Source organism: Marinobacterium profundum (genome assembly GCF_001528745.1).
GTDB classification, from domain to species: Bacteria; Pseudomonadota; Gammaproteobacteria; order Pseudomonadales; family Balneatricaceae; genus Marinobacterium_A; species Marinobacterium_A profundum.
Window position 1 is genome coordinate 16,916 of sequence record NZ_BCNS01000117.1, and the last position, 20,492, is coordinate 37,407.

Annotated in this window: 17 protein-coding genes; 4 read left to right on the top strand and 13 right to left on the bottom strand. The window is 57.4% G+C overall.

The window, feature by feature from the left end; all coding sequences use genetic code 11:
• Nucleotides 1-83: 83 nt before the first annotated feature.
• The gene (locus MPRO_RS12370) at nucleotides 84-1,556 is read right to left on the bottom strand and encodes a protein adenylyltransferase SelO (protein ID WP_082708717.1); all 1,473 of its coding nucleotides are present in this window, start codon (nucleotides 1,554-1,556) and stop codon (nucleotides 84-86) included.
• A gap of 191 nt (nucleotides 1,557-1,747) precedes the next feature.
• On the opposite strand from MPRO_RS12370, the gene MPRO_RS12375 reads away from it, so the two are divergent.
• The 3 genes from MPRO_RS12375 to MPRO_RS12385 all read left to right on the top strand — a co-directional run bounded on the left by MPRO_RS12375 (nucleotide 1,748) and on the right by MPRO_RS12385 (nucleotide 3,922).
• The gene (locus MPRO_RS12375; protein WP_067292721.1) at nucleotides 1,748-2,065 is read left to right on the top strand and encodes a DUF3301 domain-containing protein; all 318 of its coding nucleotides are present in this window, start codon (nucleotides 1,748-1,750) and stop codon (nucleotides 2,063-2,065) included.
• Between the two features lie 83 nt (nucleotides 2,066-2,148).
• Nucleotides 2,149-2,565 (top strand): group II truncated hemoglobin, encoded by a 417-nt coding sequence (locus MPRO_RS12380; RefSeq protein ID WP_067292725.1) that lies wholly within the window; start codon nucleotides 2,149-2,151, stop codon nucleotides 2,563-2,565.
• Nucleotides 2,558-3,922 (top strand): hypothetical protein, encoded by a 1,365-nt coding sequence (locus tag MPRO_RS12385; protein WP_067292728.1) that lies wholly within the window; start codon nucleotides 2,558-2,560, stop codon nucleotides 3,920-3,922. The genes MPRO_RS12380 and MPRO_RS12385 overlap by 8 nt, the downstream gene beginning before the upstream one ends.
• A 97-nt stretch (nucleotides 3,923-4,019) precedes the next feature.
• On the opposite strand, the gene MPRO_RS12390 is transcribed toward MPRO_RS12385, so the two are convergent.
• The 10 genes from MPRO_RS12390 to sdhC all read right to left on the bottom strand — a co-directional run bounded on the left by MPRO_RS12390 (nucleotide 4,020) and on the right by sdhC (nucleotide 16,102).
• Nucleotides 4,020-4,598 (bottom strand): LON peptidase substrate-binding domain-containing protein, encoded by a 579-nt coding sequence (locus MPRO_RS12390; RefSeq protein ID WP_067292731.1) that lies wholly within the window; start codon nucleotides 4,596-4,598, stop codon nucleotides 4,020-4,022.
• Between the two features lie 191 nt (nucleotides 4,599-4,789).
• The gene (gene sucD / locus MPRO_RS12395) at nucleotides 4,790-5,671 is read right to left on the bottom strand and encodes a succinate--CoA ligase subunit alpha (protein WP_067292735.1); all 882 of its coding nucleotides are present in this window, start codon (nucleotides 5,669-5,671) and stop codon (nucleotides 4,790-4,792) included.
• Nucleotides 5,671-6,837: an ADP-forming succinate--CoA ligase subunit beta gene (gene sucC, locus MPRO_RS12400; protein WP_067292737.1), complete on the bottom strand. Its 1,167-nt coding sequence runs from the start codon at nucleotides 6,835-6,837 to the stop codon at nucleotides 5,671-5,673. Before sucC ends, sucD begins: the two co-directional genes overlap by 1 nt.
• Before the next feature lie 143 nt (nucleotides 6,838-6,980).
• Complete coding sequence (lpdA, locus tag MPRO_RS12405; protein WP_067292740.1) at nucleotides 6,981-8,420, bottom strand: dihydrolipoyl dehydrogenase; 1,440 nt, start codon at nucleotides 8,418-8,420, stop codon at nucleotides 6,981-6,983.
• A 41-nt stretch (nucleotides 8,421-8,461) separates the two neighbouring features.
• Nucleotides 8,462-9,673 (bottom strand): 2-oxoglutarate dehydrogenase complex dihydrolipoyllysine-residue succinyltransferase, encoded by a 1,212-nt coding sequence (gene odhB, locus MPRO_RS12410; RefSeq protein ID WP_067292743.1) that lies wholly within the window; start codon nucleotides 9,671-9,673, stop codon nucleotides 8,462-8,464.
• Between the two features lie 51 nt (nucleotides 9,674-9,724).
• Nucleotides 9,725-12,556 carry a 2-oxoglutarate dehydrogenase E1 component gene (locus MPRO_RS12415; RefSeq protein ID WP_082708721.1) on the bottom strand — a complete coding sequence of 944 codons (2,832 nt, stop codon included), beginning with the start codon at nucleotides 12,554-12,556 and terminating at the stop codon, nucleotides 9,725-9,727.
• Nucleotides 12,557-12,890: 334 nt separating this feature from the next.
• Entirely contained in the window at nucleotides 12,891-13,595 is a 705-nt protein-coding gene (locus MPRO_RS12420) for a succinate dehydrogenase iron-sulfur subunit (RefSeq protein WP_067292746.1), read from the bottom strand.
• A 12-nt stretch (nucleotides 13,596-13,607) separates the two neighbouring features.
• Nucleotides 13,608-15,380 (bottom strand): succinate dehydrogenase flavoprotein subunit, encoded by a 1,773-nt coding sequence (gene sdhA / locus MPRO_RS12425; RefSeq protein ID WP_067292750.1) that lies wholly within the window; start codon nucleotides 15,378-15,380, stop codon nucleotides 13,608-13,610.
• A gap of 3 nt (nucleotides 15,381-15,383) precedes the next feature.
• Nucleotides 15,384-15,731 carry a succinate dehydrogenase, hydrophobic membrane anchor protein gene (gene sdhD / locus MPRO_RS12430; protein WP_067292754.1) on the bottom strand — a complete coding sequence of 116 codons (348 nt, stop codon included), beginning with the start codon at nucleotides 15,729-15,731 and terminating at the stop codon, nucleotides 15,384-15,386.
• Nucleotides 15,725-16,102, bottom strand: a complete 378-nt coding sequence (gene sdhC, locus MPRO_RS12435) for a succinate dehydrogenase, cytochrome b556 subunit (RefSeq protein WP_067292757.1) — start codon at nucleotides 16,100-16,102, stop codon at nucleotides 15,725-15,727. The genes sdhD and sdhC overlap by 7 nt, the downstream gene beginning before the upstream one ends.
• A 413-nt stretch (nucleotides 16,103-16,515) precedes the next feature.
• On the opposite strand from sdhC, the gene gltA reads away from it, so the two are divergent.
• Nucleotides 16,516-17,790 carry a citrate synthase gene (gene gltA, locus MPRO_RS12440; RefSeq protein WP_067292760.1) on the top strand — a complete coding sequence of 425 codons (1,275 nt, stop codon included), beginning with the start codon at nucleotides 16,516-16,518 and terminating at the stop codon, nucleotides 17,788-17,790.
• Between the two features lie 113 nt (nucleotides 17,791-17,903).
• Here the strand turns inward: gltA and MPRO_RS12445 are convergent, their stop codons facing one another.
• Together MPRO_RS12445 and MPRO_RS12450 are read right to left on the bottom strand one after the other, a co-directional pair.
• Nucleotides 17,904-18,833, bottom strand: coding sequence for a malate dehydrogenase (locus MPRO_RS12445; protein ID WP_067292763.1), 930 nt, complete (start codon nucleotides 18,831-18,833; stop codon nucleotides 17,904-17,906).
• Between the two features lie 131 nt (nucleotides 18,834-18,964).
• On the bottom strand, nucleotides 18,965-20,173 hold the full coding sequence (locus MPRO_RS12450) for an ammonium transporter (protein ID WP_067292765.1): 1,209 nt from the start codon (nucleotides 20,171-20,173) through the stop codon (nucleotides 18,965-18,967).
• Nucleotides 20,174-20,492: the final 319 nt, after the last annotated feature.

Below are 20,492 nucleotides of genomic sequence, written 5' to 3' on the forward strand. Positions count from 1 at the left end.
CCACTGCACGTCTCCAGCGGGCAACGGCCTTGCACATACCGACCAGAGGCAGGTATGTACAGTCGTTTTTCAGGGCCCGAGAATCAGGAAGAGCAGGTCAGGCAGATGGCGCCGGCCCAGTCCGGCGGCTCGCCGGCAAAACGCTCAAACTCGGGCTGCTCGGCAAAGGGATTGCGCAGCAGGATCATGAGATCGTTGACCGCTGTGAAATCGCCCTGGTGCGCCGCCCGAATGGCTTCTTCGGCCATATAGTTACGCAGTATGTACTTGGGATTCAGCGCCAGCATGCGAGCCTCACGATCGCTAAACTCGCCGACTTCCAGATCCAGTCGGGCCTGGTACTGCACCAGCCAGTCGGTCGCTTTCGACGGATCCGGCCAGAGTGCCAGCACCCTGCCCAGAGCCTCATCGGAGCCATCAAATCGGCTCAGGCTGCGGAAAAACCGAGTCATGTCGATACGCTGTTCTGCCATCAGGGACTTGAGCGCAGACACCAGGGCGGCATCACCGTCATCCTGCGCCAAAAGCCCCAGACGCTCGCGATAGCGAGCCAGCTCCGCCGCCTCATAGAGCCCCCCAAAACGCTCCAGCTGTGCTTCCAGATCAGCGCGCTCCACCAGTGGCAGCAAGGCCTGCCCCAGACACGCCAGATTCCACAGCACCACACCTGGCTGAGCCTTGAAGGCATAGCGTTTCTGGTGATCATTCTGGTTACTGACATAGTCGTTCTGGTAGCCATCCAGGAAGCTGTAAGGGCCGTAGTCAAAGGTCTCGCTCAGCAGCGACATGTTGTCGGTATTCAGAACACCGTGTACAAAACCATAGGCCTGCCAGCGCGACACCAGCTCGGCTGTGCTTTGCACCACCTCGGCAAACATCGAACGGTAAGGGTTTTCATCCGCGGCCAGGTGGGGAAAGTAGCGCTCGATGCAGTAATCAGCCAGCTGCTTGAGTTCATCGTGCAGGCGGTGGTAGTAAAAATACTCGAAGTGGCCGAAACGGATATGGCAGCGCGACACGCGCAACAGCATGGCGCAGGGCTCCATGCCTTCACGCCGCGTATAGTCCTCACTGCCAATCAGGCAGAGCGCCCGGGTAGTAGGAACACCCAATCCCTGCATGGCCTCACCCGCCAGATATTCACGCACGCTGGAGCGCAGTACCGCACGCCCGTCACCGAAACGGGAAAAAGCCGTTTTACCGGCGCCCTTGAGGTGCAGATCCCAGCGTTCACCGGCCTGGTTCAACACTTCACCCAGCAGCAAACCGCGACCGTCACCCAGGTCCGGGTTGTAGACGCCAAACTGGTGTCCGGTGTATTTCATGGCCAGGGACTCCGAGCCCGGCAATGGCTCATGCCCGCCAAAATAATTCGCCAGTGCCTCGGGCGTCACCTGGCAGGGATCAAGATCCAGCAGGGCCGCCACTTCAGTATTAAAACTGATCAGGTGCGCGCCCTGAAGCGGCTGCGGCTCGGTGATCTGGTAGAATCGCTCCGGCAACCGTGCAAAACTGTTGTCAAAATTTAGGTTTTCCAGGGATCGCAGCACGCTCATGGTGGGTCTCATTGCAGCTAACAGGGACTGGGGCAACGCAGCAGGTTTCTGTCGGGATGCTCTGTCGCATCGGGCAGAAGAGTCCTGCAGATCAGCGGTACCGCCGCGGCTCTATACCCTAGCATTTCTATCAACTATTATCAGCACCCTGAAGCGCGTACCCGCGTAAACCGGCCAATGGACTTTACTCTATGAATATCGAGCTACAGGACCTGTTCTGGCTCAGCCTCGTCAGCTTCGTCTGCCTGCACTGGTGGCAGGGGCAGAAGGTACGGGAAACAGCGCTGCGTGCGACCCGCAAACGCTGCGAGGAACTGGATGTACAGCTGCTCGATGACAGCGTGGGCCTGCGGGCCATCTGGCTCAAACGCGACCTGCGCGGCAGTCTGCGCTTCTGGCGCAGCTATCAGTTCGAGTTCACCGCCACCGGTGAAAACCGCTACCGTGGCCGCGTGGTGACACTGGGGCAGCAGATACAGTCCATAGAACTGGATGCACACCGGTTTTGATTCAGCGCTGTGCGCCACCGTACAATGAATGCCAGGTGCGCCACCGGGCGCGCGACAATTTAGCCTGACCGATAGTCGATACCATGAATATTTCAGAACCCGGCCGACCGCAATACGGTGACGGCGACACCTCCTACCAGAGTGCCGGCGGCATTGACGGTATCCGCCGCCTGGTGGATGCCTTTTACGACCAGATGGATAGCCTGCCAGACGCCGCAGACATCCGAGCCATGCACCCACGGGATCTGGCCGAGTCGCGGGACAAGCTAAGCTGTTTTCTCAGTGGCTGGCTTGGCGGCCCCAAGCTCTACCGCGAGAAATACGGCCCCATCAGCATTCCCGCCGCCCACGCCCAGCTGCGCATCGGTAGCCTGAGGCGTGATGCCTGGCTGCTGTGCATGCAAAAGGCGCTGCAACAGCAACCCTGGCCCGAGGACTTCAAGCACTACCTGCTGCAGGCACTGAGCGTACCGGCTGAGCGCTGTCGCACCCGTGACTGAGCCTGCCGCCAAGGCCGGTCCCCAGAGCGCCACAGAACCCAATACCCGCTACCCCAGGGCCAGCATCCGGCTCGGTGCGCTAACAGGCTGGCTGCTGTTCGCCGCCGCACTGAGCTCTATTACAGGCGCGCTCAGCGGGTGGGTACCGTCTCAGATTCCAGGAGCTCTGGCCTGGACTGCCGGCCTGTTGCTGTTCCACCGCCTCGGGGGCTTGCAGCGTATCCAGGTGCTGTTGATGCTGAGCGTCGGTGCTGCTGGTTTGCTACAGGCGGCCTATCACGGCGAACTGTTTGCCTATGGCGCCCAGGCGCTGGCCAACAGCCAGGTACTGATCGCCATGCTGGTTGCGGTAGGTTTTTTGCGCCTGGTTGCCGCGCCTGCGGCCCAGGGCAACTCAGCCAGCCTGCCCCGTGGCCGGGCAGCGCTGTGGAAGACGCTATTGGGCACACACCTGTTCGGTGCTGCAATCAATTTTTCCGCCCTTACGATCATCGGCGACCGCCTGCATAGCGCACGGCCGCTGCAACCCGTGCAGGCGATAGTACTGTCCCGTGGCTTTGGCCTCGCCGCCCTCTGGTCACCCTTTTTTGTCGCCATGGGCATAGCGCTCACCCTGGCACCGGGATCTCGCCTGCTACCCATGAGCCTCGCCGGACTAAGCGTGGCCCTGCCGGCTCTGCTGCTGGCTGGATACAGCCTGGCACGACGCAAGGAGAGCCTCGACTTTGCCGGCTACCCACTTCAGCCCGAGGCGTTGCGCATACCGCTGGTACTGGTGTTGCTGGTGATGGCCGGGCACCAGTTGCTGCCCTGGCTGGGCATTTTAAGCCTGATTACGATCTGCAGCCTGTCCCTGCCGCTGCTGATATTGCTGTACCAGAACTGCCGCCAAGGTGCCGGGCGTTATCGCCAGCATATCGAACAGGCAGTGCCCGGCATGCATGGCGAACTACTATTATTCCTGGCGGCGGGTGTACTGATGGCCGGCATTTCGGCGCTGGTGCACTTCAGCGACCTCACCTTGTCGTTACGGCATTTTGGGGCGCCTGAGGCCGCAGGCCTGGTCGGCCTCAGCGCGCTGGCAGCCATTTTCGGCATCCATCCGGTGATTACCATCAGCAGCCTCGCGGGCATGCTGATGCCCGTCGTAACCGACCCGAACCTTCTCGGTCTCAGCATTTTGATGAGCTGGTCGCTGGGCGTGATGGTGTCACCCTGCTCCGGCACCCACCTGGCCATGCAGGGTCGCTTTGACATCAATGCCTTTCGGTTTTTTGGCTGGAACTGGCGCTTCGGACTAGGCCTCTACGGCCTGAGCTGTCTGGTACTTTTTGGCTACGAAGCCCTGTTCAGCTAGCGCATATTCACGAAACACTTATCTGTCGATCGAGGTTGTTTTGAGTGCTCCTTACTTCGAGGTGGCCGGATATGGATCGAGGTAAGATGAAAGTGCTCTAACGATCCCAATCGATGGCCTCATGAATCAGTTTTAACCGGGCCGACGGGCCATTGCAGGCCAGCAGCTCCTGCTTGTCCGCAGCCGAGAAAGGCAGCCAGTCGGCCAGGCGATAACCCAGCACCACCGCATCCTCGGTATCAGTATCTGCCGCAAAGGGCGCAAGCTCAGGGTGTTTGAGCATCTGACACAGCAGTTGCTGCAACGGCGCATAGAGCGGCGCTATGGGCTCGGCCGGCTCTTGCGCCAGCCATTCACAGTCACCCAGCAGCAGATTGTCCGGCTGCGTCTCCACAGGCCCAATGCGCACCCGGCGCAGGCCCTGCACCAGTATACCCAGACGTTCATTGGGCAGCTGGTCCCAGTCGATGATCTCGCCATAGACCCCCACCTCATGGAAGGCCGCCAGGCCCTGTGCGAGCGCCTGATCGCTACGGGTCTGTACTATGACAAAACCGCTCTGGCGGCGAAAGGAATCGGACACCATCTGCAGATAACGCGGCTCAAAGATCTGCAACGGCATGCGTGAGCCGGGATAGAGCACGACCGGCAGCGGAAACAACGGCAATATATCCATCAGTCCTCCATGCGCTTTGCATCTGAGTATACGAACTCTGGACCTCACCCGCTCAATCTGGTTCACCTGAAGCTGCCGCGCTCCCATGCCTGGATCAGCTATCTGACCTTCAGTGACTCAGCCTCCAGTAAGCAGGCACAAAAAAAGGCAGCCGAAGCTGCCTTTTTCAAACGCCTGAAATCAGACGATTTTTACTTCATTTCCCAGCCAGTCAGTTCGGCAAGTGCCTTGCCGATATCGGCCAGGGAGCGAACAGTCTTGACGCCAGCGTCTTCCAGGGCTGCGAATTTCTCGTCCGCAGTACCCTTGCCACCGGAGATGATCGCACCAGCGTGACCCATGCGCTTGCCAGCCGGAGCTGTAACACCTGCGATGTAGGACACAACCGGCTTGGTGACGTTAGCCTTGATGTAGGCTGCAGCTTCTTCTTCAGCGGAACCGCCGATTTCACCGATCATGACGATGGCTTCGGTCTGCGGATCCTTCTCGAACATCTCCAGGATGTCGATGAAGTTGGAGCCTGGGATCGGGTCGCCACCGATGCCGACACAGGTAGACTGGCCGAAGCCTGCATCTGTGGTCTGCTTAACCGCTTCGTAGGTCAGGGTGCCTGAACGCGACACTATACCAACCTTGCCCGGCAGGTGAATGTGACCGGGCATGATGCCGATCTTGCACTCGCCCGGCGTGATAACGCCCGGGCAGTTAGGACCCACCAGGCGTACGCCCAGTTCGTCACACTTGGCCTTGCACTGCAGCATGTCGATCACCGGAATGTGCTCGGTGATGCAGACGATCAGCTTGATGCCTGAGTTGGCGGCTTCAAGGATGGAATCCTTGCAGAACGCAGCCGGCACGTAGATCACGGAGGCGTCAGCGCCCGTCGCATCAACGGCTTCCTGCACGGTGTTGAACACCGGCAGACCCAGGTGCTCGGTACCGCCCTTGCCCGGTGTAACACCACCGACCATTTTGGTGCCGTAGGCAATCGCCTGTTCGGAGTGGAAGGTACCCTGGCCACCGGTGAAACCCTGGCAGATGACCTTGGTGTCCTTGTTGATCAAAATCGACATTATTTACCCTCCGCTGCTTTAACCGCCTGCTGAGCACCGTCGGTCAGGCTGGTTGCTGCAATGATATCCAGTCCGGATTCAGCCAGACGCTGTGCACCGAGTTCCGCATTGTTGCCTTCAAGACGAACAACGACAGGCACGTTCACGCCCACTTCCTTAACCGCACCGATGATACCGTCGGCAATCAGGTCACAACGCACGATACCGCCAAAGATGTTGACGAATACCGCTTTGACATTGTCGTCGGACAGGATGATCTTGAACGCTTCAGTTACACGTTCCTTGGTGGCGCCGCCGCCAACGTCAAGGAAGTTGGCAGGCTTGCCGCCGTGCAGCTTGACGATGTCCATGGTACCCATGGCCAGGCCTGCGCCGTTTACCATGCAACCGATGTTGCCATCCAGTGCCACGTAGTTCAGATCCCACTCGGCCGCACGGGCTTCACGGGCATCATCCTGGGACGGATCGTGCATTTCCTGCAGATCCTTGTGACGGTAAAGTGCATTGCCGTCCAGAACGATTTTGGCATCCAGGCAGTGCAGGTTACCGGCATCGGTGATGACCAGCGGGTTGATTTCCAGCAGGGCCAGATCCTTTTCTTCAAACATTTTCGCAAGACCCATAAAGATGCTTACGAACTGCTTGATCTGGTCGCCCTTGAGGCCCAGTTTGAACGCCAGGTCGCGGCCCTGGTAAGGCTGTGCACCGGTCATTGGATCGATGGTTGCCTTGAGAATCTTTTCCGGAGTCTCTTCTGCAACTTTCTCGATCTCGACACCACCTTCGGTGGAGGCCATGAACACAATACGACGTGAAGAACGGTCTACAACCGCACCCAGGTAGAGTTCCTGAGCGATATCGGTGCAGGTTTCAACCAGAATCTTGGAAACCGGCTGACCGTTGGCATCTGTCTGGTAGGTCACCAGGTTTTTGCCCAGCCATTTTTCAGCGAATGCGCTAGCTTCTTCCGGGGAAGTGATCAGCTTGACACCACCGGCCTTGCCTCGGCCACCGGCATGTACCTGCGCCTTGACAACCCACTGGCTACCGCCAATTTTCTTCGCCGCAGCCGCTGCGTCTTCCGGAGTATCTACCGCGTATCCCTTGGAAACCGGCAGACCATAGGTGGCAAACAGCTGTTTACCTTGGTACTCGTGAAGGTTCATGCTCTTGTCCGTTGTCTGGTCAATTATGAATACTTAGCCCGCCAGGCGAGCATACAGTATTCGTGCTCACTCGTTTATACGACAAGCGTCTAATAGAAATGGCCGGATTTGTATCCGGCCATTCATAAGCCCGTTTTACCGGCTTATTTCTTTTTGCGGTTGGCGATATGAATCGCGTGGTTGTCCACCGCCAGCGCAGCTTCATGCACCGCTTCGCTGACAGTCGGATGCGCGAACATGGTCAACTGCAGGTCTTCGGTGGTGGAGCAGAACTCCATCGCGATGACGCCCTGAGCAATCAGCTCGGACGCAATACCGCCGACCATATGCACACCCAGAACGCGATCGGTGACTTCGTCAGAGATAATCTTGACGAAACCGTCGGTGTCGTTGGACGCCATGGCACGGCCAGACGCCGCGAACGGGAACTTGCCGGTTTTGTATTTCACGCCGGCCGCTTTCAATTCCTGCTCGGTCTTGCCGACCCAGGCCAGTTCCGGGTGAGTGTAAATAATGTTGGGAACCACATCGTAGTTCACCTGCGCCTTGTGGCCCGCAACGATGTCGGCAACCATGATGCCTTCTTCGGACGCCTTGTGCGCCAGCATCGGGCCGCGTACCGAATCACCAATGGCGAATACGCCCGGCATGTCGGTACGGCACTGCTCATCAACCTTGATGAAACCGCGCTCGTCCAGTTCAACGCCGCTATCACCCGCCAGCAGGTTCTGAGTCAGCGGGCGACGACCAACAGCCACAATCAGCTTGTCGACGATCATTTCCTTGTCGCCTTCAGCGTCAGTGAATTTAACCTTCACTTCCTTGCCATCCAGAATCTCGGTGCCAGTTACGCGGGCGCCCAGACGGATATCCAGCTTCTGCTTCTTGAGCAGTTTGGCGGCTTCCTTGGCAACATCCTGATCGGCCAGCGCCAGGAAGCTGTCCATGGCTTCCAGCACGGTCACTTCTGAACCCAGACGTGCCCACACGGAACCCATTTCCAGACCGATAACACCGGCACCGATAACGCCCAGACGTTTCGGAGTTTCATCGATGTTAAGTGCGCCTTCGTTGTCCAGGATCAGACCGTCAGTCAGCGGAGCCGGCGGAATGTTCACCGGCACGGAACCGGACGCCAGAATGACATTCTCAGCCGCGTGAACGCTGACAGTGCCATCTTTTGCAGTGACTTCAACCTGCTTGCCAGCCAGCAGCTTGCCAGCACCGGCCAGCAAGGTGACGCCATTGGCCTTGAACAGGCCGGCGATGCCACCGGTGAGGTTTTTAACGATGGTGTTCTTGCGAGCGACCATCTGCTTGACGTCCATCTGCACGTCGCTGACGTTAATACCGTGAACGGCCGCGCTGTCCTTCACTTCGTGGTACTTGTGCGTCGATTCCAGCAGCGCCTTGGACGGGATGCAACCCACGTTCAGGCAGGTGCCGCCAAGTACAGGGGCGCCCTTGCCATCAATCCACTTCTCGACACAGGCCGTTTTCAGACCCAGCTGAGCCGCACGAATCGCCGCAACATAGCCGCCAGGACCAGCACCAATAACAATTACGTCAAATTTATCAGACATATCTTCCTATCCTTAAATGCTCTAGAAGTACGGTGGGCTGCTTAAACGTCCAGCAGCATGCGGGCCGGGTCTTCCAGCAGATCCTTGAGAGTGACCAGGAACTGGACAGCCTCTTTGCCATCAATCATGCGGTGGTCATATGACATTGCCAGATACATCATCGGCAGGATAACAACCTGACCGTTGACTGCCATCGGGCGCTCCTGAATCTTGTGCATACCCAGGATTGCAGTCTGCGGCGGATTCAGTATCGGAGTGGACATGAGGGAGCCGAAAACACCACCATTAGTGATGGTGAAGGTGCCGCCCTGCATGTCGTTCAGACCCAGCTTGCCGTCACGGCCACGCTTGCCGAAATCAGCAATGGTGGACTCGACATCGGCCAGGCTCATGCTGTCGGTATCACGCAGTACCGGCACCATCAGACCACGTTCGGTGGACACGGCAACGCCGATATCCTGGTAGCCGTGGTAGACCATGTCGTTACCGTCGATGGAGGCATTGACCGCCGGGAAGCGTTTCAGCGCTTCGGTAGCCGCCTTGACGAAGAAGGACATGAAGCCCAGGCGCGTGCCGCCGTGTACTTTTTCGAACAGATCCTTGTACTGCTTGCGCAGTTCCATGATCGGCTTCATGTTGACTTCGTTATAGGTCGTCAGCATGGCAGCGCTCTGCTGTGCTTCCACCAGACGCTTGGCGATGGTGGCACGCAGACGCGTCATGGGTACACGCTTTTCGACCCGTTCACCGGCAGCAATGCTGACAGCGACAGGTGCAGGTGCAGCCTTGGCCGCCTGTGGCGCTGCAGGAGCAGCCGCCGCGGGCGCCTTGGCACCAGACTTGATGAAGTTCTGTACATCTTCCTTGGTGATGCCGCCGCCTTTGCCTGTTCCGGCAATCTGGCTGGCATTCAGGTTGTTTTCGTCGATCAGCTTGCGAGCTGCCGGGCCAACCTTGTCAGCGTCGCCAATGGCCGCTTCAGCAGCAGGTGCTGCATCAGTGCTGGTACCGGCAGCGCCGGCTTCAAACTGTGCAATCACTTCATCGCTGAGGACGGTTTCGCCTTCACCCTTGAGGATCGTTTTGATAACACCGTCAGCCGGTGCAACCACTTCCAGTACAACTTTGTCGGTTTCGATATCGACAATCAGCTCATCGGCCGCACAGGCTTCACCGGGCTGTTTGTGCCAGGTTGTTACTGTGCCGTCTGCGACGGATTCCGGAAAAGTCGGGGCTTTGATTTCGATGGACATGTTGTTTCCTTGTGTGCTCCGCAAAGTCGTATCTCTCGATACGACCTGTCATTAACCGTTGAGTGCTTCGTTTACCAGCGCGTCTTGCTGCTCGATATGCACCGAAATATGACCCACCGCAGGCGCTGCCGCATGCGGACGCCCGACACCACCCAGGTGCAACGTCGGGTTGTGACGCTGCAACACATTGCGCATGTGGTGCTGACTGCAGTACCAGGCACCCTGGTTCATCGGTTCTTCCTGACACCAGACGACGGATTCCAGATTAGTGTAACCGGCAATTGCCTCAGCCAGCGCAGCCTCCGGGAACGGGTACAGCTGCTCGATGCGCACGACGGCCACATCAGTCAGACCCTGCTCAGCGCGGCGGTTGTACAGGTCGTAGTAGACCTTGCCACCGCAGAGCACCAGACGCTTCACCTTGGCGGCATCCAGCTGATCAACTTCGCCGAGAACCGGCAGGAAAGTGCCTTCGGCCAGATCTTCCAGCGTCGATGTCGCCTGCTTGTGACGCAACAGGCTCTTGGGTGACATGACAATCAGCGGCTTGCGCAGCGGACGTGCCACCTGGCGACGCAGCAGATGGAAAATCTGTGCCGGTGTCGTCGGAGTGCAGACCTGAATGTTGTGCTCGGCACACATCTGCAGGAAACGCTCCAGACGGGCAGACGAATGCTCCGGACCCTGGCCTTCAAAGCCATGGGGCAGCAGCATGGTCAGACCGCACAGGCGGCCCCATTTCTGCTCGCCACTGGTGATGAACTGATCGATCACCACCTGGGCACCATTGGCAAAGTCACCAAACTGAGCTTCCCAGATTACCAGCGCGTTGGGGATAGTCGTGGAATAACCATACTCGAACGCCAGCACCGCCTCTTCCGACAGGTAGGAGTCCAGTATGGTCATGTTCGGCTGATCTTCAGCCAGATTCTTCAGCGGCACGTAGCAGCTGGCATCTTTCTGGTTGTGCAGCACCGCATGGCGATGGGAGAAGGTACCACGACCCACATCCTGACCCGTCAGGCGGACAGGGTAGCCTTCAGCCAGCAAAGTAGCGTAGGCCATGGTCTCGGCAAAGCCCCAGTTGAGAGCCATTGCGCCAGCAGCCATGCGCTTGCGATCTTCATAGATCTTCTGCACCTGACGCTGAACCACAAAGCCTTCCGGCGTTTCACAGACCTTGTTGGCCAGTTCCTGCAGCAGCTTCATGTCAACGCTGGTGTCGCATTCGAAGGACCACTCATGGCCCAGGTACGGACGCCAATCGACGAACAGCTCGGTATTGGGTTCCAGTACCAGCGCCTTGGCGACATGATCACCATTTTCCAGCGCGCGACGGTATTCCTGCTCCATGGCCTTGCTTTCGTCGGCGTCGATAACACCGGCATCCAACAGGCGCTGAGCGTAGAGTTCGCGGGTAGTTTTCTGCGTCTTGATCTTGGCGTACATCAGCGGCTGGGTGCCAGAGGGCTCATCCGCTTCGTTGTGACCGCGGCGGCGGTAGCACACCAGGTCAATAACGACGTCCTTGTTGAACTCGTTGCGGTAGTCCAGCGCAACCTGGGTTACAAAGCTGACCGCTTCGGGATCGTCGCCGTTGACGTGGAAGATCGGCGCCTGGACCATTTTCGCCACATCGGTGCAATATTCGCTTGAACGCGCGTCTTCCTTGCGGGATGTGGTAAAACCGACCTGATTGTTGATCACTATGTGAATAGTGCCGCCGGTCTTGTAGGCGCGGGTCTGGGACATCTGGAATGTCTCCATGACCACACCCTGACCGGCGAAGGCCGCATCACCGTGGATCGACACAGGCACAACCGTAGTGCCGATGGAATCTTGACGACGGTCCTGACGCGCACGCACCGACCCTTCGACCACCGGAGATACGATCTCCAGATGCGATGGGTTGAATGCCATGGCCAGGTGGACTTCGCCGCCCTGGGTCATGACATTGGACGAGAAGCCCTGGTGGTACTTGACGTCACCGGAGGTGGTGATCACTTTTTTGCCTTCGAACTCGCCGAACAGCTCGGCGGGATTCTTGCCAAAAATATTCACCAGCACGTTCAGACGACCGCGGTGTGCCATCCCGATGATGACTTCCTTGGCGCCATCACGACCCGCGCGCTGCACCAGTTGGTCCATCAGCGGAATCAGTGCTTCGCCGCCTTCCACGCCAAAGCGCTTGGCGCCGGCGTAACGGGCACCGAGGTACTTTTCCAGACCCTCGGCCGCCGTCAGGCGCTCAAGAATATGCTTGCGCTCCGTCACTTCAAACACAGGATGACCGCGCACCGGCTCAATGCGCTGCTGCAACCAGCGTTTTTCCTGGGTATCAACGATGTGCATGTACTCAGCACCCACAGTGGTGCAGTACGTGCGTTTCAGATCTTCGACAATCTGTTTCAGCGGCGCTTCTTCGGTGCCGAAGAAGAGCGAACCCAGCTGAAACACAGTGTCGTAGTCCGCTTCGCTCAGCTCGTGGAAACGCAGATCCAGATCCGGCACCGGCTCACGCTTGTGCAGGTCAAGCGGATCTATGTCCGCGGCCTGATGTCCACGCACACGATAAGCATTGATCATCCGCAGAACACGCACCTGCTTCTTTTCATGCTCGGACGAGACGCTGCTGACTTCAACCGGACGGGATTGACCCTGGTTTTTGGAGAGATAGAGGAAGTGTTCACGGATCGGTGAGTGAGGCACATCCTGACTGATGTGCTCGCCGACCTTAGGCAGCCGGTCAAACTCTTCGCGCCATTCCTGGGGAACGGCATTCGGATCCATAAGGTAGGTTTCGTAAAGTTGTTCGATGTATGAAAGGTTGCCACCATACAGGTGGGCATTCTTCCATAACAGCTCCATTACGCCATCTTGCATTCTTTGATCACCCTGGCTCAAGGAGTACACCAGCACGAAAGGTTGCACCATTTCCTTTCGTAACATCCGCTGAATGCCACCTTTTTGTTACCGTTTTGTGTCGCCTCACGCCTATCAAAAAAGCGCATAAACGCGGGGCAGTATTGTACGCCTTTTGTAACAGGCTTTACACATCAAAGCCGCGTGGCATTCGACAAAAAAACTTAATCAACCGATGCATATTCCTAAGCCCTGGCCGACCCTACTTTTTCCGACTGCTCGAACTTACCGCCACGAACTCTCTTTATACATACAAAAAAAAGCGGCACCACCGGTGCCGCTTTTTTTCATCGGATCAGGTTGCCTGCTGTAGCAACATATTCCGGATTTTGCCGATTGCCTTGGTGGGGTTGAGCCCCTTGGGACAAACGCTGACACAGTTCATGATGCCATGGCAACGGAAGACGCTGAACGGATCATCAAGCTCCGCCAGACGCTCCCGAGTTGCCGTATCACGACTGTCTGCCAGGAAGCGGTAAGCCTGCAACAGACCTGAAGGCCCAACAAACTTGTCCGGATTCCACCAGAAGGACGGACAGGCAGTGGAACAGCATGCACAGAGAATACACTCGTACAGACCATCCAGCTCAGCGCGTTCTTCCGGCGACTGCAGACGCTCGATCGCCGGAGCCGGCGTATCATTGATCAGGAACGGTTTGATCTTCTCGTACTGCTTGTAGAACTGACCCATGTCGACCACCAGGTCACGCACTACCGGCAGACCCGGCAGCGGGCGCAGAACCAGCTTGTCCTTTTCCACCACCGCAGACAGCGGCGTGATGCAGGCCAGACCATTCTTGCCGTTCATGTTCATGCCATCTGAGCCGCACACGCCTTCACGGCAGGAGCGACGGTAGGCCATGGACGGATCCTTGTCCTTCAGAAGCTGAAGCAGATCCAGCACCATGATGTCCTTGCCACCGGGGATATCGATATGGATATCCTGCATGTAAGGCGCATCGTCAGTCTCAGGATTGTAGCGATATACACTTACCAGCATCGTAACAGCCCCTTAGTAAGTTCTGATTTTCGGCGGAAAAGCAGGCATGGTCTTGGGCGCAAAATTCACCGCACGCTTGGTGATGCGCTTGTCTACCGGATGGAACAGGGAGTGACACAGCCAGTTTTCGTCGTCGCGTTCAGTAAAGTCGTTACGCGCATGCGCACCGCGGGATTCCTTGCGGACCTCGGCAGCAATGGCAGTCGCTTCGGCCACTTCCATCAGGTTTTCAAGCTCCAGAGCTTCGATACGCGCGGTATTGAAGGCGCCGGACTTGTCTTCCAGATTGAGGTTGCCTACGCGCTCGCGCAGAGCCTTGAGCAACTCCAGACCCTTCTGCATGCTGCCGCCATCGCGGAACACGCCGAAGTACAGCTGCATGGTGCTCTGCAGGTCCTTGCGAACCTCAGCCACACTTTCGCCACCGGTGCTGTTATTGAGGCGATTCAGACGCGACATGGCCGCTTCTATATCAGCATCAGTAGCATCCAGGCATTCGTAGCCTTCCTGCAACTGCTTCTCGATCTGTATACCAGCTGCACGACCGAATACCACCAGATCCAGCAGTGAGTTGCCACCCAGACGGTTAGCACCATGCACTGATACGCAGGCCACTTCGCCACAGGCAAAGAGCCCATCGATAATGAAGTCGTTACCCTCGGCATCCATACCGATCGCCTGACCGCCGATGTTGGTGGGAACGCCACCCATCATGTAATGGCAGGTCGGAACAACCGGGATCGGCTCTTTCACCGGATCCACGGCCGCAAAGGTCTTGGCCAGCTCGCAGATACCCGGCAGACGGGAGTGCAGCACTTCCTCGCCCAGGTGATCCAGCTTCAGGAAGACATGATCGCCGTCCGGGCCACAGCCACGACCGTCGAGCAGCTCCAGAATCATGGAACGGGCAACAACGTCACGACCGGCAAGGTCCTTGGCGTTTGGAGCATAACGCTCCATGAAGCGTTCGCCGTCCTTGTTGACCAGGTAACCGCCTTCACCGCGGCAACCTTCTGTCACAAGCACACCGGCACCGGCGATACCGGTTGGGTGGAACTGCCACATTTCCATATCCTGCGCCGGTACGCCTGCGCGCAGCGCCATCCCCATACCGTCACCGGTATTGATCAGCGCATTGGTGGTGGACGCATAGATGCGACCCGCACCGCCGGTGGCAAGAACAGTTGCCTTGGCCTTGATGTAAACGGTTTCGCCGGTTTCGATGCAGATGGCGATACAGCCAACGACTGCGCCTTCGGCGTTTTTCACCAGATCAACGGCGTACCATTCGTTCAGGAACACGGTACCGGCTTTCAGGTTGCCCTGGTACAGCGTGTGCAGCAGCGCGTGACCGGTACGGTCTGCCGCGGCACAGGTACGTGCAGCCTGACCACCTTCACCGAAGTTCTTCGACTGTCCGCCGAAAGGACGCTGATAGATACGACCGATTTCCGTACGGGAGAATGGCAGACCCATGTGGTCCAGCTCAAACACAGCCTGAGGACCGACAGAACACATGTACTCGATCGCGTCCTGGTCACCGATGTAATCGGAGCCCTTGACGGTATCGTACATGTGCCAGCGCCAATCGTCGTTCGGATCAGCACTGGCAATCGCACAGGTAATGCCACCCTGGGCGGATACCGTGTGCGAGCGGGTCGGGAACACCTTGGTGACACAGGCCGTATTCAAACCGGACTGCGCCAGCTGCAGTGCTGCACGCATACCAGCACCACCGCCACCGACTACAATTGCGTCGAAAGTTAGCGTACGCAGCTTAGTCATCGCTTAGATACCCCACAGAATCTGAATGCCCCACACGACATAAATAAAGGTCAGCAGACCACAGACAGACTGGAACAGAAAACGCGCGCCAGTCGGCTTGATGTAGTCGGTCGAAACTGACCAGAGCCCGATCCAGGCATGAGCTGCCATGGATAACAGAGCCAGCAGGGTGAAAATACGCATTGCAGTACCGTCGAACAGTCCTTTCCACTGCTCAAACGTCAGCTCGTCACCGAACGCGAGGTAGAAAATCATGAACACAGCATAGGCAACAAGAACGACAGCGGTAACCCGCTGAACCATCCAGTCATACAGGCCGCTGCGGCCAAAACTCGTGATACTGGTTACCATACCCACACTCCCACCAAAAGGATCGAAACACCGCCGGCAATCAGAGTTGCCTTCGCTGCCAACTGACCGCTTTCCAGTTCTTCAAAATAGCCAGCGTCCATCACCAGATGTTTGACGCCCGCCAGGCAGTGGTATACCAGTGCTGACAGCAATCCCCACGCTATCAGTTTTGCAAAGAAACTGTCTTCAAACATGACAGCGGCTTCGTTAAATCCAGCCTCGGATTCCAGTGACAACCCCAATGCATACAACATAAAGATGGCGCCAAAGAACAACGCGACACCCGTAATGCGATGCAAAATTGAAGAGATCGCCGGAAGGGGCTGTTTAATAGTTCGCAGATCTAGGTTTACAGGTCTTTTTTTGTTCACGGCTCTAGTTCACACTTTGCTGTTCTATTGCAGAACAGGGTTGCTAGGAAGTGCTCAGAGAGTAAATACCCCTGTCGTCGAAGCTGCGAAAACCATCGTTGGCGCCGCAACTTCGGTGCGAGAGTATAAGCATTCCCCCCACAGATTACAATGAAACAGCGACCCGCCCCAGGGCGCGAAATGCCCGCCAACTCCCATTCCGCCTGCATCTACAACTAATGGCCTATAGGCGCAAGCAGTCTCGCTGCCGTTTTCTCCGATTTTTGCTGCACTGCGAAGATAAGACCCCTTCAGCTAATTGACAATCCTGGTTCAATCTCTATATTGGGTGAGTCCAAAACGGGTCTAGACATTGAGATGTGGCATGCCATGAGCGTGCCACGGTAAAATTTACGACAAGATAGGAGCCGCAAATGGCTGACAAGAAAGCACGGTTGACAGTCGAGGGCCTTGATGGGGCCATCGAATTGCCTGTTTACTCCGGCACAGAAGGCCCAGACGTAATTGACGTCCGTCCGCTCACCGGCAAAGGCCTGTTCACTTACGACCCCGGCTTCGTCTCCACAGCTGCCTGCGAATCCAAAATCACCTATATCGACGGCGACCAGGGCATCCTGCTGCACGGCGGTTACCCCATCGAACAGCTGGCAGACAAGTCCGACTATCTGGAAGTGTGCTACCTGCTGCTCAATGGCGAGCTGCCAACTGAAGAACAAAAGACAGTATTCGTTAACATCATCAAGAACCACACCATGGTTCATGAACAGATGAGCCATTTCTTCAACGGCTTCCGTCGTGATGCCCACCCAATGGCCATCATGGTTGCCTGCGTTGGCGCCCTGTCCGCCTTCTACCACGACTCTCTGGACATCAACGACGCACACCACCGCGAAGTCTGCGCCTTCCGCCTGATCGCGAAGATGCCGACCCTGGCCGCCATGTCGTACAAGTACTCCATCGGCCAGCCGTTCATGTACCCGCGTAACGACCTGGGTTACGCCGAAAACTTCCTGCACATGATGTTCGGCACACCCTGCGAGGAATACAAACCCAATCCGGTACTGGCCAAGGCCATGGACCGCATCTTTGTATTGCATGCTGACCATGAGCAAAACGCGTCGACTTCCACGGTTCGCCTGGCAGGCTCCTCCGGCGCCAACCCCTTTGCCTGCATATCTGCTGGTATTGCAGCCCTTTGGGGACCAGCGCACGGCGGCGCCAACGAAGCCGTACTGACCATGCTGGAAGAGATTGGCGACGAATCCAACATCGCAGAATATGTTGAACGCGCCAAAGACCCGGAAGATCCCTTCCGCCTCATGGGCTTCGGTCACCGCGTTTATCGCAACTTCGACCCACGCGCCAAGGTCATGAAAGCAACCTGCGACCAGGTACTGAAAGAGCTGGGCGTCGAGAACGAGCCGCTACTGAAAATCGCCAAGCGCCTGGAACAGATTGCACTCGAAGACCCCTACTTCGTCGAGCGCAAACTCTACCCCAATGTCGATTTCTACTCCGGCATCATTCTCAAGGCCATTGGCATTCCGACCAGCATGTTCACCGTGATCTTCGCACTGTCACGCACCATCGGCTGGATCTCCCACTGGAGCGAATTCCACAGCAGCCCGAACCGCATCGGCCGCCCTCGCCAGCTTTATACTGGCCCCAAAATGCGCGACTACCCCTAGTAACGCGCGCCCACTGCTGCGGGCCCAGGCCCGCAGCAGCTCAATGATCGCAGCATCAGAAACTGACGCTCGCTCATTTCAGCCCAGCACCATTCTGCACCACCAGATACCCGTTATAGCGCCCGTATCTCATCTATATCCCGCGCGACCTGATCCGCCGATTGATCAAACATCAGCTGCTCCTGCTTATCCAGTGCAAGCTCAAGCACCCGAGTCACACCTTCTGCCGCCAGTACACAGGGCACACCCATGGCAATATCGGTGCGACCGTACTCACCTTCCAGAATCGCCACCACCGGCAGAATGCGGTTACGCCCATTGACGATGGCATCGACCATTTTCGCGATCGCCACACCTGGCGCATCGCAGGCACTGGCCTGCTTTTTCAAGCCAAGTATTTCACCACCACCCTGACGCGTACGCTCTACGATGCGCGCTATCTGCTGCTGCGACAGAAAATGCGTCAGCGGCACCGAGCCCAGCGTACAGTAGCGCATCAGCGGCACCATACTGTCGCCATGACCCCCCAGCACCAGGGCACTGATATCCCGCACAGAAAAACCCGTCTCTTCAGCAATAAAACACTTCATGCGCGCCGTATCCAGCACCCCGGCCTGACCGAACACCCTGTTACGACTCAAACCGCTGATACCCCAGGCCCTATAGGTCAGCACATCCACCGGATTTGACACCACCAGCACCATCGCCGCCGGCGCGTGCCGATTCACATCCTGCATAATGCCATCCAGAATCGGCAGATTGATGCTCAGCACGGCCTGGCGCGACTGACCAGGCTTGCGTGCCACACCTGCGGTAATAACCACCAGCTCCGAATCCTGCAACAGCTCGACATTCGAGCCACCATAAACCCAGGTATCAGACCCCGCCTCCACCGCCGCCTGCCAAACATCCAGCGCCTTGCCCTGCGCCAGATCACCCTGCACATCGATTAGCATCAGCTCATGACAAAGCTCCTCCCGGGCGATCACCTGAGCTGCCGCCTCACCCACCATGCCCGCACCCACAATCGATATTTTGTTCACCTTACACCTCCCGACCGGCATGACTGCACCCTGCGCAGCACACCCCTACTGAGAAGTATTACTGCCCACACGAAAACGGCCACCCGCAGGTGGCCGTAATATCAGACGACAAGGCAAAAAATCAGGCCCGATTACTCCACCGAGGTGGACTCAATACGATGAATACTCAGATCCGCCCCATTGAACTCCTGCTCCTGCGACAGACGCAGCCCGGTGACCAGCTTGACGCCACCATACACCAGCGCACCGCCTGCCAGCGCCACAGTGACACCCGCCAGGGTTCCAACCAGCTGCGACATCAGACTGACACCTCCCAGACCGCCCAGCGCCTCACTGCCGAAGATACCCGCCGCAATGCCACCCCAGGCACCACAGACGCCGTGCAGGGGCCACACACCCAGCACGTCGTCGATTTTCCAGCGATTCTGCATCAGCGTGAACAGCCAGACGAAAATAGCCGACGCAACACCGCCCACTGCGAGCGCACCAATCGGGTGCAACAGATCGGAACCCGCACAAACCGCCACCAGACCCGCCAGCGGACCGTTGTGGATAAAGCCAGGGTCATTACGCCCCAGCACAAGTGCCACAATAATGCCGCCCACCATGGCCATCAGACTGTTCACCGCCACCAAACCAGAAATACCATCCAGCGTCTGGGCGGACATGACGTTAAAGCCAAACCAGCCAATGCAGAGAATCCAGGCACCCAGGGCCAGAAACGGAATATTCGATGGCGGGTACGCCACCAGCCGATCACCACGATAACGACCATGGCGATTCCCCAGCAGCAGCACCGCCACCAGCGCTATCCAGCCACCCACAGCATGCACCACGACCGAGCCTGCGAAATCATGAAACTGAGCCCCGAAACTCGATTCCAGCCAGGCCTGAAAGCCATAGTTGCCGTTCCAGATAATGCCCTCGAAGAACGGATACACGAAGCCGACCGTCAGCGCCGATGCCGTCAGCATGGGCCAGAAGCGCGCACGCTCAGCCACACCGCCGGAAATAATGGCCGGGATTGCTGCCGCGAAGGTCATCAAGAAGAAAAATTTGACCAGCGTATAACCATTGTTCTGCGCCAGCGTTTCCGCATCCGCGAAAAAGGTCACATCGTAGGCCACCCAGTAGCCGACAAAGAAGTACGCCACGGCCGAAAAACCGAAATCGGTCATGATCTTGACCAGGGCATTGACCTGATTCTTGTGCCGGACCGTGCCGACTTCAAGAAAGGCAAAGCCCGCATGCATGGCAAACACCATGATGGCACCCAGCAGAATGAAAAGCGTATTCGAACTCTGGATCAGGGTTTCAACCGCACTGTTGACAGTTTCCAAGAACAGCCTCCTAAGCTCTGAACCATCTACATGGCCCAAGACGCACCAACAAGGTGCATATTATTATTAACCGACCCATCCCGGTGCAAAGCCCATTACAACAGAACCCGCTTCCCTTCAGCCTTGCCTTGATATCACAAACCACCATTTCCAGCACCCGACGCACCTGACCGGAACCTGTCGAGCACTCAAATAGCGCATACCGGAACAACTTGCCCTAAATTAAAGCATTATTTATGCCACAATATTGACCTCAGCTCATTAACCACCAGGAGGCTGTCCGAGAATGCTAGCCGTAGCGAGAGCCGACTGATTTGAG